We start from the raw sequence: 12,416 nt of genomic DNA, 5'->3' as shown, positions 1-12,416 counted from the left end.
CCAGGGCGCGATCTGGAACATCGACTCCTTCGACCAGTGGGGCGTCGAGCTCGGCAAGGTCCTCGCCAAGCGGATCGAGCCCGCGCTCACCGAGGGCGCGGACGTGCCCGGACTGGACGAGTCGACCAAGGCCCTCGTCGCCAACTACCGGGAGCTGCGCAGCCGGTAAGGGCCCAAGTGCGGGGAAGCGGGCGGCGGGAGTCCGTCCGCTTCCCGTAGACTCCGCGGCGATCGTGGTACTGAGGGCTCGGGGGAGCGGAAGTTGGCCGGCTCGCGTAGAAGATGGCTCAGTGGCACCCTGACGGCGGGGTCGATTCTGCAACCCAAGGCCGTGGCGCAGGCGGTGTTCCACCCCGCGTGGATTCCGGCGTCGGTCGATCCGTCCGTGGAGCGGCTCAAGCGGGTGCGTGTCATTGCCGGGGCGGTCGCGGCGTTCGGCGTCTACACCTTCGTGCAGGGCAAGTTCGACTTCACGGAGGTTCTGCAGAACATGCTGACGGCGGCCGCCGTCCTGCTGTTCATCACGCCTGCGACGGTGGGCGTGATGCTCTTCGTCTGGCGGCGCACGGGGAGGATCCGCCAACTGCGCGTGCCCCTCTTCAACTCGCTCAAGCTGTTGCTGCTCTTCATCGGCATGATCGTGGCGACGGTGTTCTTGTGGCAGCTGTCCACCTCGCTCGGCGGCATCATGCTGGCGCTGCTCGGGTTGACCGCGCTCTGGCTGACCGGATTCCTGATATACGGAGCCGTGCAGCTGTCCGGGAACTTCTTCGGCTCCGCCGCCGTGCACCGCTGCCTGCCGCCGCTGCTCGCCATGGTGACGACCTGGCTGATGGCCATTCCCGACCTGGTCACCGGTGATCTGCACGGGCTCAGCTTCACGATGGGCATCGTCTTCATCCTGGGCGCTCCGGTGACCGTCACGGCCATCGCCTTCCTGGAGATGAACCGGCTCCGCCGCCGATACGGGATTCGGCTGGGCGCGCACCCCGCCACGCTGCCCCCGCTTCCCGCACCGTCGGCATACGGGCCGAACGCGGGGTTCGTGCCGCCGCAGGGGAACCCCTACGCGCCGGGCGCGCAGTACCCGTATCCGCCGCGGCAGCCGTACGCCCCGCCGAACCCGTACCCGGTACAGCACCCGTACGCGCCGCCGAACTCGAACCCGAACCCGTACAACCAGGGGAACCCGTACACCCAGGGGAACCCGAACGGGTCCTGACCGTGATCAGGCCACCGCGCTCAGGGTGTCCGCGAGCCGTCGTCGTGCGGAGCGGGCCGCGGGGAGCGCGGCGAGGGCGGCGGCACCCAGGACGGCGGCCAGACCGAACAGCACCAGCAGGAGGAAGGACGGCCCCCGGGCGATACCGGCGCCGATCCCGCTCGACTTCCCCTGGATGTCGATCAGCCAGTGTGCGAGGGGCAGCCCCAGCGCCGTACCCGCGAGGACGGCGGCCAGCGCCGTGCAGGCGGTGGCCGTGACGGTGATCGCCGTGATCTGTCGCGGTGACAGGCCGATGGCTTTGAGCGCCAGCAGATCCCGCTCGCCCTCGCGCACGGTGCCGCCGATCGCGGTGAGCAACTCGATGAGCCCGATGAGGGCCAGTACGGCGATCAGCCCGACGACGACGCCGCGCAGCGGTGAGAGTCCGTCGGCCGGGTTGGTCACGGCGTGCACGTCCAGGTGTCCGTGTCCGGCCGCGGTCAGCTCGGCGGCGACCTTGCCCGGGTCGGCGCCGGAGCGCAGCTGGAGCTGGTAGAGGGTCGGGCGGAGCTCCGGGTCGTTCTCGCGGAGGGTGTCGAGCGAGGTCGAGATGACGCGGCCGCCGTTCTCCGGCTCGATGCTGCGGCCGACGATGTGCAGGATCTGCGGACGCGCGCCGACGGTCATCCGCACCCAGTCCCCGACGCGCACGTCCAGCAGATCGAGCAGCCCCTGACCGGCCACCGCCTCGTCGGGTCCGTCGGCCGGACGGCCCTCGGCCAGCGTGAAGGGATACGGGTCCTGGTGTGTGCCGAGCCCGCGCAGCGCGATCGTGGCTGTCTGACCCGGCACCAGGGCGGCCACTTCGGCACCCGGGTGCACGGCGGTGACCTGCGCGTTCCGGGCGAGCAGGGCGCGAGCCGCCGGATCGCCCAGGCTGTCGTCCGGGTGTGCCGTGAGTGCGGCGGCGAGGCCGATCCGCTGGGGCTCGCTGTGGAAGCGGTCGATGGTGGTCCAGGCGCTCAGCGCGACCACGATCAGCAGCAGGGGCAGGGCGAGCCGGGCGATCGTGGCCAGTGAACGGGGCCGTCGTGGGAACGCCTGGTGCCAGCCCAGTACGAGCGCCGGGGGCAGCCGCAGTCCGAGTGCCCGGCGTGCCGCGCCCGACAGGCGTCCGGCCGGCGGTGCCGCGGCCCGCAGCACCGGCACCGGAGGCACCCGGCCGGCGCGCCACGCCGCGACCCCGGTCGTCGCGCCGATGAAGAGCACCGCGGCCACCGGCACCGCCAACAGCGCCGCGGTGTGTCCGGGCAGCCCCTGCCAGACGCCCACGGCGTCACCGAGGCGCCCGGGGACACGGCTGCCCAGTGCCTGGGTGAGCGTGGCGGCGACCAGAGCGCCCAGAGTCGCGTACGCCACGTGCTGGATCAGGAAGATGCGCACCACCTGGCCGGGCGTGAACCCGATCGCCTTCAGCACCGAGATGTCCCGCAGGTGGCCGCGGATGCGGGTGCCGATCGCGCCGTACACGGCGAGCGCGGCGGCGAGCAGGGCGCCGAGGCCGAAGAGGCCCAGCACCTGACCCAGCAGCCGGTTGTCGCCCTGGGCCTCGGCGCGGGCCTGCTGCCAGTTCGACACCTGGGTGACCGCGCCGGCGCCGAGTGCCGTGACGGCGCGCTGCACCGCGTAGTCCGTGTCGCCGGGATCGGTCAGACGCAGGCCGATGACCTGACCGGTGCGTCCGTCGGCGCTCCGCACCGCGGAGGGCAGCACCCAGACGAGCCCCGAGCGCTCGCCGGGGCGGTAGCGGGGCTCCGCACTGTCGACCACGCCCAGGACAGTGAGGGTTCGCGTGGTGCCGGGCACGGTGAGGGTGTCCCCGGGCTCGGCCCACAAGGCCCGGGCGAGGCTCTCCTCCAGGACGACTCCGTCGGGCCGGGCGGGGTCGAGCCAGTGCCCTGAGGCGAGCAGCGGCCGACCGGTGGCGGGCGGTTCGACGGCGCCGCGCAGCTCTACGGAGGCGCGGGTGCCGCGCGACTCGACGGTCGCGGACGCGGTGCGGTACGGGCCCGCCACGGACTCGACCCCGTCCAGCTTCGCGAGCCGCCCGGCGTCGGCGGACGCGCCGGTGTGGATCCACACGTGGGCGCCGCGGGACTGCGTGAAGACGCGCTGCCAGGGGTTCGTCGCGTAGCCGAAGAGCGCCGCGGCGAGCAGCAGCGAGGCGACGATCCCCGCGGTGGCGAGCACGATGAACAACGCCTCGCCCCGATGCGTGCGCAGATCGGCATGCGCCCAGCGCAGAGTGGCCCGCACGCCGGCTCAGCCCTTCGGCTCGCGCACGACGGGACGGCTCACCAGCTCCCGCACGGGGAGACGACTCACCAGCTCCCGCAGGGGGAGACGGCTCACCAGCGCCCGCAGGGGGAGACGGCTCACCAGGGCCCGCACGGTGGGAGGGCTTATCCGGTCCCGTACGACGGGACGGCTCATCGGCTCCCGCGTGACGGGATGGCGGGCAGGCTCACGTATGACGGGATCTCGACGAGCAAACTCACGTACGACGAGACAAGGGGCAGCGTCGGGCGCGATGGCGCAGCAAGGGCGTGCACTCGTGACGGCGCGGCGCGCCGTCTCGCGCGCGGCGGTGGGTGGGCCGGCGTGCTCGCGTATCGCGGTAGGCGCACCGGCGTGCCTGCGTGCGGCGGCGGGGGAGCCGGTGTGCTCGCGTACCGCGGCAAGCGGACCGGTGTGCTCGTGCTCGCGTACCGCGGCAAGCGCACCGGCGTGCCTGGGTGCGGAGATGGGGAAGCCGGCGTGCTCGCGTATCGCGGTAAGCGCACAGGCGTGCCTGCGTGCGGCGGCGGGGGAGCCGGCGTGCTCGCGTACCGCGGCAGGCGGACCGGCGTGCTCGCGTGTCGCGGCAAGCGGACCTGTGTGCTCGTGCTCGCGTATGACGGGGTGGTGCATCGGCACGGGGTGCTGCGGCTGGTCGCGCACTCGGCTCAGTCCCTCAGTTCCAGCACGCCGGATATCCCGGCGCCGCGCGACGGCGTGCCGTCGAGTTCCGCGTCGTCGGCGATGCGTCCGTCGAAGAAGCTGATCACGCGGTCCGCGGCGCTGGCGAGCCGGGCGTCGTGGGTGACCAGCACGATGGTCTGGCCGCCCTGGTGGAAGCGGGACAGCAGCCGCATCACCTCGCGGGTGCCCTTGCTGTCCAGGCTGCCCGCGGGCTCGTCGGCCAGCAGCAGCGACGGCTGGTTGACCAGCGCCCGGGCCAGGGCGACACGCTGCTGTTCGCCGCCGGACAGCTCACCCGGCATGCTGCGCCCCTTGCCCTCCAGGCCCAGCTCGGACAGCAGCCGCTCGCGTTCGGCGCGCGCCTGCTTCGGGGAGACCCCGGCGAGCAGGGCGGGCAGTTCGACGTTGTCGGCGACCGACAGATTGGAGACCAGGTTGAAGAACTGGAAGACGATGCCGATGCGCCGTCGCCGCTCCACCGCCCAACGCGCCTCGCTGTACGCGTCCGTGCACTCGCCGTCCAGCCAGACGCTGCCGGAGTCGGGCCGCTGGAGCCCGCCCAGCAGGTGCAGCAGCGTCGACTTGCCGGCGCCGGACGGGCCGGTGACGGCCAGGAACTCGCCCTGACGCACGGCGAGGTCCACCCCGCGCACGGCATGCGCCGGCGCGCCCTCGCCGTAGTGGGTCTTGACCAGACCCTCGGCGCGCAGCAAGGGAGCGGTGTGACTCACTCCGGCGTGGCTCACTCCAGCTCCTCCAGTTCTTCCTGGCAGCGCTCCAGCCAGTCGAGATCGGCCTGCAGATGCAGCATGGCTCCCTCGATCAGCAGGTGGGAGACGCGGTTGTTCCGGTCCTCGGCCGCGGCGAGCTTCGACAGGTCGCGCATGGTGTTCAGATACTGGCGCCGCTGCTTGTTGATCAGGGCGATCCGGTCGGCCAGGCCGGTCGTCGGGGCGAGCGCGAGCTTCATGAAGAACTCGTCCCGCACCCGCGGCTCGTCCGCCGTCTCCTGGTACCAGGCTCGCAGCGCCTCGCGCCCGGCGTCAGTGAGGTGGTAGATCTTCTTGTTGGGCCGGCTCGACTGCTCGACTTCCTCGCCCTCGATCAGTCCCGACTTCTCGAGGCGGCCGAGCGTGACGTAGATCTGGCCGACGTTGGGCTGAGGGTACGCGGAGCCCAGCAGTTGCTCAAGGTCCTGCTTGAGCTCGTACCCGTGGGCCGGGCCACGCGCCAGCAGCGCCAGGAGGGGCAGCCGCACCCGCGCTCTCCTCCCCGCATCCTTGTCATCCGCCCGGACCCGTGCCAGGCGTTGTCACCCGGTGTGGCCGGATGCCAATGTGTCGCAGGCCCTAGTATCGCCCATACCTAACAGGTATACATGGCGTCTGACGCCGGGCGAAGGTGCCCGACGCCGGTGTACAGGGAGGAACCTATGCGGTGGATACGTGCCGCCGGTAGGGGCCTCCTGGTCGCGGCGGTGGTCCTGAGCGGGTACGTCGCCTCCGGCACCCCCGCCGACGGGGCGCACGGCGCGGGCCGTGGGCCGCTCACCCTGGCGACCGCGGGAGATCTCACCGGCTATCTGGGACCGCTGCTCGAGGGGTGGAACCGTACTCACCCCGGTGAGAAGGTCACCCTCGTCGAGCTCCCGGACTCCGCCGACGAGACACACGCGCAGATGACGACCGACCTGCGCGGCGGCGACAGAAGCCGCTTCGACGTCCTCAACATCGACGTCGCCTGGACCTCGGAGTTCGCCGCCGCGGGCTGGATCTCCCCGCTGGACCGCGGCCGTTTCCCGCTCGACAGCTTCCTGCCGCCGGTCGTGGACACGGCGACGTACGACGGAAGGCTGTACGCGGTCCCGTACGTCACCAACGCGGGACTCCTCCTGTACCGCAAGGACGTCCTCGCCAAGGAGGGCGTCGCGCCGCCGCGGACCTGGGCCGAACTGGAGCAGCAGGCGAAAACGATCGCCCCCAAGTACGGACTCGACGGCTACGCCGGTCAGTTCCTGCCCTATGAAGGACTCACCGTGAACGCGGCGGAGGCGGTCTACTCGGCGGGCGGCACGATCCTCGGCGACGAGGGCGAGCGCGTCACCGTGAACTCCGAGGCCGCCCGCGAGGGCATCGGGTTCCTTGCCGACGGCGTACGCGACGGCTGGATTCCGAAGAAGGCGCTGACGTACAAGGAAGAGGAGTCCAAGCAGGCCTTCCAGGACGGCCACCTCCTCTTTCTGCGCAACTGGCCCTACGCGTACGTCGGTGCCTCCGGCAAAGGGTCGGCGGTCGCCGGGAAGATCGGCGCCGTCCCCCTGCCCGGACCCGACGGACCGGGCGCGAGCGTGCTCGGCGGCTCCAACCTCGCCGTCAACACGCATGCGCGGCACCCCGATTCGGCGGCGCGTCTGATCGCGTACCTCACCACCGAACGCGCGCAACGCCAGGTCCTCACCAAGGGCGCGCTGCCGCCCGTACGGGCCGCGCTCTACGAGGACCCGGAGCTGATCCGGGAGTTCCCCTATCTGCCCACGCTGCGCGCGGGCATCCTCGCGGCCGCCCCACGCCCCAAGAGCCCGCGGTACGACCAGGTCAGCCTGGCCGTGCAGGCCGTCGTGCACGATGCGATGACGGGGCACGAGACACCGTCCGCGGCGGTACGGCGGCTGGCGCGTGAGCTGGCGGCCATCTCGCGCCGGTAGCGGTCCGGCGGTGCCCTCGTAGCACTCGGCTAGTTACATGTTAGGTAACGGGAGCATCCCATCTCCTGGTTTTGTGCCCGAAAAGTCTGCATATAGAAGCCCAACTTCCCGGCTCCTGCTGCCTACTCGTTGACACCTGTGCGACACGCCTACTTAACATGCATGCATAACCGAAGGCACGCACAGACAGGTCAACGGGTGACCCTCAACACGCACCGCTGGTGGCGCGACGCAGTGATCTACCAGGTGTACGTCCGCAGCTTCCTGGACAGCACCGGGGACGGCATCGGCGATCTCGCCGGGGTCCGGGCGGGCATGCCGTACCTCAAGAAGCTCGGTGTCGACGGCATCTGGCTGAGCCCCTTCTACCCCTCGCCGCAGCACGACCACGGCTACGACGTCGCCGACTACTGCGACGTGGACCCGCTCTTCGGCGACCTCGCCGAGTTCGACCTGCTGATGACCGACGCCCGCCGCCTCGGCGTCAAGGTGCTCCTGGACATCGTCCCCAATCACTGCTCCAGCGAGCACCCGTGGTTCCGCGAAGCGCTCGCGGCGGAGCCCGGCAGCGCGGCACGCGCCCGCTTCCACTTCGCCGACGGGCGAGGCCCGGACGGCGCCGAGCCGCCGAACAACTGGCACGCCATGTTCGGCGGTCCGGCCTGGTCCCGGGTCACCGAGGCGGACGGCAACCCCGGCCAGTGGTACCTGAACATGTTCACCTCCGAGCAGCCCGATCTGAACTGGCGCAACCCCGAGGTCGGCGCCCACTTCGACCAGGTGCTGCGGTTCTGGCTCGACCGGGGCGTGGACGGCTTCCGCATCGACGTGGCCGCCGGCCTCTTCAAGCACCCCGACCTGCCGGACTCGCCCGACCCCGAGGCCGACGCCCGCACCCGTGACTCGGTCAACCCGCTGGCCTGGAACAGGCCCGAGGTGCACGACGTGTGGCGCCACTGGCGGTCCGTCTGCGAGGAGTACACCGCGCGCGACGGCCGTGACCGGCTGCTGGTCGGCGAGGTCTCGGTGCCGACCGCCCGCGAACACGCCCAGTACGTACGCCCCGACGAGCTCCACCAGGCCTTCTTCTTCGATCTGCTCAGCGCACCCTGGAACGCCGACGCCTTCCGCAAGGTCATCTCCGAGGCCATGCAGGACATCGCCGGAACCGGATCGACGGTCACCTGGGTCCTCAACAACCACGACCAGGTGCGCACCGTCACCCGGTACGGCGAACTCGGCACCGAGGGCAGCGGCCTCGGCACCGCCCGCGCCCGCGCCGCCGCGCTGCTGATGCTGGCGCTGCCCGGAGCCGCGTACATCTACCAGGGCGAGGAGCTCGGACTGCCCGAGGTCGTCGATCTGCCCGACGAGGTGCTGACCGACCCCATCTTCCGCCGTACGGGAAGCCGCGCCCGTATCCGCGACGGCTGCCGGGTGCCGCTGCCGTGGTCCGGGCACGCCTCCCCGTTCGGCTTCACCTCCGGTGCCGACAGCGCCAAACCGTGGCTGCCGCAGCCCGCCTACTTCGCCGAGTACGCCACCGACCGCGCCCTCGCCGACACCCGCTCCTTCTGGCACCTCTACCGCGACGGCCTCCAACTGCGCGCCGGTCTCCCCCAGCTGGGCGAGGGTGCACTGCGCTGGCTGGAGGCACCGCCCGGTGTCCTCGCCTTCGTCCGGGGCGACGGCGTGGTGTGCGCCGTCAACTTCGGTACGGCCCCCACGCCCGCGCCGGTCTCCGGCACCCCCTTGTTGTCCAGCGGCCCCTGCCCGGCCGGCGTCCTGCCCGGTTCGACGGCCGCCTGGTGGATCAGCGACTGCACGAATCCCTGAGTGACTCCTCTGTACCGATCCTCCGTCAATTCCCCTGCCCTGAAAGGGACATCAACGATGATGCGACGACGTACGACCCTGCTCGCGAGCTGCACCGCCCTCGCCCTGGCCCTCGGAGCCACCGCCTGCGGAGGTGGCCCGGTCGCCGCCGGAAGCGGCGGAAAGTCGCTCAGCGGCCAGACGATCACCGTGGCCGGTGTCTGGTCCGGCAGCGAGCAGAAGAACTTCCAGAAGGTCCTGGACGCCTTCACCGAGAAGACGGGTGCCAAGACGCAGTTCGTCTCCACCGGCGACAACGTCTCCACCGTCGTCGGCAGCAAGATCGAGGGCGGCAACGCTCCCGACGTGGTGATGGTCCCGCAGGTCGGCGTCCTCCAGCAGTTCGCGAAGAAGGGCTGGCTCAAGCCGCTCTCCAAGACCACCGAAGGATCCGTCGACACCAACTACGCGAGCGTCTGGAAGAAGTACGGCAGCGTCGACGGCACCTTCTACGGCCTGTACTTCAAGGCCGCCCACAAGTCGACCGTCTGGTACAGCCCCGATGCCCTCGCCCAGGCGGGTGTCAAGCCGCCGACGACGTACGACGCGATGCTGAAGGCCGGGCACACCGTCTCCGACTCGGGCCTCGCGGCCTTCTCCGTCGCCGGACAGGACGGCTGGACGCTCACCGACTGGTTCGAGAACATCTACCTCTCCCAGGCGGGGCCGGAGAAGTACGACGCCCTGGCCGCCCACCAGCTCAAGTGGACCGACCCGACCGTGGTGAAGGCCCTCACCACCCTCGGCAAGCTCTTCAAGGACAAGCAGCTGATAGCCGGCGGCCAGAAGGAAGCCCTGAACACCGACTTCCCCGGCTCCGTCGAGAAGGTCTTCGGACCGAAGCCCGAGGCGGGCATGGTCTACGAGGGTGACTTCGTCGCCGGGGTCGCCAAGGACCAGTTCGGCAAGAAGATCGGCCAGGACGCGAACTTCTTCCCCTTCCCCGCGGTCGACGGCGGCAAGGCGCCCGTGGTGAGCGGCGGCGACGCCGCCGTGGTCCTCAAGGACGGCAAGAACCAGAAGGCCGCCATGACGTTCCTGGAGTACCTGGCGACTCCCGAAGCGTCCGCCGTCTGGGCCGGGGCGGGCGGCTTCCTCTCCCCGAACAAGAAGCTGGACCTCGCCTCCTACAGCGACGACATCACCCGCGAGACCGCCAAGTCCCTTGTCGCCGCGGGTGATTCGGTCCGCTTCGACATGTCCGACCAGGCCCCCGCCGCGTTCGGCGGCACCAAGGGCGCGGGCGAGTGGAAGCTGCTCCAGGACTTCCTGCGCGACCCCTCGAACCCGAAGGCGACCGCGGCCGCGCTGGAGAAGGCCGCGGCCAAGGCCTACCAGGGCTGATCGCCATGACCGCCACCCTCGTGAAAGAGGCGAGCCCTCCGGCCGTCGGCACCGCCGACCGCAGACGGCGTGCCAGGCGTCGCGGCCGGATCATCGCCCTCGTCTTCGTCCTCCCGGCCCTGCTGCTGCTCGGCGCGCTCGTCGTCTACCCCGTGCTCTTCTCCGTCGGGCGCAGCTTCTTCGACGCCTCCGGCACCCGGTTCGTGGGCGGCGAGAACTACACCGAGATGTTCCGCGACCCGGCCACGCTCAAGGCCGTCCGCAACAGTGCCATCTGGGTCGTCGTCGCGCCGACGCTGCTCACCGGGCTCGGTCTGGTGCTCGCCGTCCTGGTCGAGAAGATCCGCTGGGCCACCGCGTTCAAGCTGCTGCTGTTCATGCCCATGGCGGTCTCCTTCCTGGCCGCGGGCATCATCTTCCGGCTCGCGTACGACGAGGACCCCGACAAGGGTGTCCTGAACGCCGCCGTGGTCGGTGTCCACGACGCGTTCGCGGGAACCTCCTCCTACCCGACCGCCCGCGCCCGCGACGGCCAGGGCCTCACCCAGGGGGCCGACGGCTCGTACCGTACGACCGCCTCCGCGTCGCCCGGCGACACGGTCGGCCTCGGGCTCGTCGGCGTCCTCCCCAAGGACCTGCCGAAGGACGCCAAGCCCGCCTACGCGGCCGCCGGACAGAAGGCGGCCGGGGACGAGCTGCGCGGTGTCGTCTACCTGGACTTCACCCCCGGCGGGGGAGGGAAGCCGGGCCGGGTCGACCGCGGGGAGCGCGGACTGCCGGGGACGAAGGTCGAGGCGGTGCGCGACGGGAGGACGGTCGCGAGCACGACGACGGCGGCCGACGGCTCCTTCCGCTTCTCCGGGCTGGACTCCGGCTCGTACACCGTGCGGCTCCCCGCCTCGAACTTCAGCCCGCCGTACGACGGTGTGTCCTGGCTCGGTCCGGCGCTCGTCACCCCGGCCATCATCGGCGCGTACCTGTGGATCTGGACCGGCTTCGCCATGGTGCTGATCGGCGCCGGGCTCGCCGCCCTTCCGCGTGACGCGCTGGAGGCGGCCCGGATGGACGGCGCCAACGAGTGGCAGATCTTCCGCCGGATCACCGTGCCGCTGCTGGCGCCCGTACTCACCGTGGTCTTCGTGACGCTCGTGATCAACGTGATGAAGGTCTTCGACCTCGTCTACATCATCGCGCCCGGCCCGGTGCAGGAAGACGCCACCGTGCTCGCCACCCAGATGTGGCTGGTGTCCTTCGGTGGCGGCAACAACCAGGGCCTGGGCAGCGCGCTCGGGGTGCTGCTCCTCCTGCTCGTCATCCCCGCCATGGTCTTCAACGTCCGCCGTTTCCGAAGGAGTCAACGATGAACGCGCTCAGGCGGGGGCTCGGCAATGGCCTGGTGCAGGCGTTCCTTGTGGTCGTCGGCCTGGTGTGGGTCACCCCGCTCGCGGGACTGTTCCTCTCCTCCCTGCGCTCGGCGCAGGACACCGCCAAAGGGGGCTGGTGGACGGCGCTGAGCAGCCCGAGTCAGCTTTCCTTCGACAACTACTCGGCGCTCCTTCGCAACGCGGGGATGACGCGGGCGTTCTGGAACACCGTGCTGATCTCCGTGCCGGCCACCGTCCTCGTCGTGGTGATCGCGGCGCTCGCCGGATACGCCTTCGCCTGGCTGGAGTTCCCCTTCCGGGACACGATCTTCCTCGTCGTGGTGGCGCTGTTGGTGGTGCCGGTACAGGTCGGGCTGCTGCCGGTCGCCAAACTCTTCGGTCAGCTGGGGCTGTTCGGCACGATCCCGGGTGTCGTGCTCTTCCACGTCTCCTACGGGCTGCCGTTCGCCATCTTCCTGCTGCGCAACTACTTCGCTGAGATGCCGAAGGAGATGCTGGAGGCCGCCCGGATGGACGGAGGAAGCGAGTGGCGCATCTTCACCCGGCTGGTGCTGCCGGTGGGCAGGCCCGCCATCGCCAGCCTCGCCATCTTCCAGTTCCTGTGGGTGTGGAACGACATGCTGGTCGCACTGCTGTTCGCCGACAGCTCCGCGCAGCCGTTGACGGTGGAACTCCAGTCACAGATACGGCAGTTCGGCAGCAACATCGACGTGCTCGCGCCGGGGGCGTTCCTGTCGCTGATCGTGCCGGTGGCGGTGTTCTTCGCCTTCCAGCGGCACTTTGTGCAGGGGGTGATGGCGGGGTCGGTGAAGTGAGGGGTTTCTCGCCCCCGCCGCCCCTGCCCGTCCCGTAGCGCAGTTCCCCGCGCCCCTGGATAGGGGCT

The 12,416-nt window shown here is 70.7% G+C and carries 10 protein-coding genes and 1 pseudogene; 7 read left to right on the top strand and 4 right to left on the bottom strand.

Annotated features, from left to right (window positions below; genetic code table 11):
* A pseudogene (locus ACFVXA_RS40460) lies at nucleotides 1-169 on the top strand (glucose-6-phosphate isomerase); the annotation flags it as partial.
* 93 nt (nucleotides 170-262) lie between these two features.
* On the top strand, nucleotides 263-1,222 hold the full coding sequence (locus tag ACFVXA_RS40455) for a hypothetical protein (protein WP_390028701.1): 960 nt from the start codon (nucleotides 263-265) through the stop codon (nucleotides 1,220-1,222).
* Nucleotides 1,223-1,228: 6 nt separating this feature from the next.
* On the opposite strand, the gene ACFVXA_RS40450 is transcribed toward ACFVXA_RS40455, so the two are convergent.
* From ACFVXA_RS40450 to ACFVXA_RS40435, 4 genes are all read right to left on the bottom strand, one after another.
* Complete coding sequence (locus tag ACFVXA_RS40450; RefSeq protein WP_390028700.1) at nucleotides 1,229-3,520, bottom strand: ABC transporter permease; 2,292 nt, start codon at nucleotides 3,518-3,520, stop codon at nucleotides 1,229-1,231.
* A 6-nt stretch (nucleotides 3,521-3,526) separates the two neighbouring features.
* The gene (locus tag ACFVXA_RS40445) at nucleotides 3,527-3,697 is read right to left on the bottom strand and encodes a hypothetical protein (protein WP_390028699.1); all 171 of its coding nucleotides are present in this window, start codon (nucleotides 3,695-3,697) and stop codon (nucleotides 3,527-3,529) included.
* A 512-nt stretch (nucleotides 3,698-4,209) separates the two neighbouring features.
* Nucleotides 4,210-4,971 carry an ABC transporter ATP-binding protein gene (locus ACFVXA_RS40440; RefSeq protein ID WP_383748388.1) on the bottom strand — a complete coding sequence of 254 codons (762 nt, stop codon included), beginning with the start codon at nucleotides 4,969-4,971 and terminating at the stop codon, nucleotides 4,210-4,212.
* Nucleotides 4,968-5,483, bottom strand: coding sequence for a PadR family transcriptional regulator (locus ACFVXA_RS40435; RefSeq protein WP_362034160.1), 516 nt, complete (start codon nucleotides 5,481-5,483; stop codon nucleotides 4,968-4,970). Before ACFVXA_RS40435 ends, ACFVXA_RS40440 begins: the two co-directional genes overlap by 4 nt.
* Before the next feature lie 174 nt (nucleotides 5,484-5,657).
* Between ACFVXA_RS40435 and ACFVXA_RS40430 the strand changes: the two genes are divergently transcribed.
* The 5 genes from ACFVXA_RS40430 to ACFVXA_RS40410 all read left to right on the top strand — a co-directional run bounded on the left by ACFVXA_RS40430 (nucleotide 5,658) and on the right by ACFVXA_RS40410 (nucleotide 12,348).
* Nucleotides 5,658-6,929 (top strand): ABC transporter substrate-binding protein, encoded by a 1,272-nt coding sequence (locus ACFVXA_RS40430; protein WP_362034157.1) that lies wholly within the window; start codon nucleotides 5,658-5,660, stop codon nucleotides 6,927-6,929.
* A gap of 162 nt (nucleotides 6,930-7,091) precedes the next feature.
* Nucleotides 7,092-8,765 carry an alpha-amylase family glycosyl hydrolase gene (locus ACFVXA_RS40425; protein WP_362034154.1) on the top strand — a complete coding sequence of 558 codons (1,674 nt, stop codon included), beginning with the start codon at nucleotides 7,092-7,094 and terminating at the stop codon, nucleotides 8,763-8,765.
* 57 nt (nucleotides 8,766-8,822) lie between these two features.
* Nucleotides 8,823-10,148: an ABC transporter substrate-binding protein gene (locus tag ACFVXA_RS40420; protein WP_362034150.1), complete on the top strand. Its 1,326-nt coding sequence runs from the start codon at nucleotides 8,823-8,825 to the stop codon at nucleotides 10,146-10,148.
* 5 nt (nucleotides 10,149-10,153) lie between these two features.
* Nucleotides 10,154-11,512: an ABC transporter permease subunit gene (locus ACFVXA_RS40415; RefSeq protein WP_362034147.1), complete on the top strand. Its 1,359-nt coding sequence runs from the start codon at nucleotides 10,154-10,156 to the stop codon at nucleotides 11,510-11,512.
* Nucleotides 11,509-12,348: a carbohydrate ABC transporter permease gene (locus ACFVXA_RS40410; RefSeq protein WP_362034144.1), complete on the top strand. Its 840-nt coding sequence runs from the start codon at nucleotides 11,509-11,511 to the stop codon at nucleotides 12,346-12,348. Before ACFVXA_RS40415 ends, ACFVXA_RS40410 begins: the two co-directional genes overlap by 4 nt.
* The last annotated feature ends 68 nt before the right edge of the window (nucleotides 12,349-12,416 follow it).

The organism is Streptomyces sp. NPDC058246 (assembly GCF_042881985.1).
In the GTDB taxonomy this organism is placed as follows: Bacteria; Actinomycetota; Actinomycetes; order Streptomycetales; family Streptomycetaceae; genus Streptomyces.
The sequence above is the reverse complement of the archived record's forward strand: the minus strand, read 5'-3'. Positions and strand labels throughout refer to the sequence as shown.

What these genes read in the sequence shown, in the direction of transcription:
- ACFVXA_RS40445 (WP_390028699.1), bottom strand. Translation starts at nt 3,697, where the DNA reads ATGAGCCGTCCCGTCGTACGGGACCGGATAAGCCCTCCCACCGTGCGG.
- ACFVXA_RS40430 (WP_362034157.1), top strand. Translation starts at nt 5,658, where the DNA reads ATGCGGTGGATACGTGCCGCCGGTAGGGGCCTCCTGGTCGCGGCGGTG.
- ACFVXA_RS40425 (WP_362034154.1), top strand. Translation starts at nt 7,092, where the DNA reads ATGCATAACCGAAGGCACGCACAGACAGGTCAACGGGTGACCCTCAAC.
- ACFVXA_RS40420 (WP_362034150.1), top strand. Translation starts at nt 8,823, where the DNA reads ATGATGCGACGACGTACGACCCTGCTCGCGAGCTGCACCGCCCTCGCC.
- ACFVXA_RS40415 (WP_362034147.1), top strand. Translation starts at nt 10,154, where the DNA reads ATGACCGCCACCCTCGTGAAAGAGGCGAGCCCTCCGGCCGTCGGCACC.
- ACFVXA_RS40410 (WP_362034144.1), top strand. Translation starts at nt 11,509, where the DNA reads ATGAACGCGCTCAGGCGGGGGCTCGGCAATGGCCTGGTGCAGGCGTTC.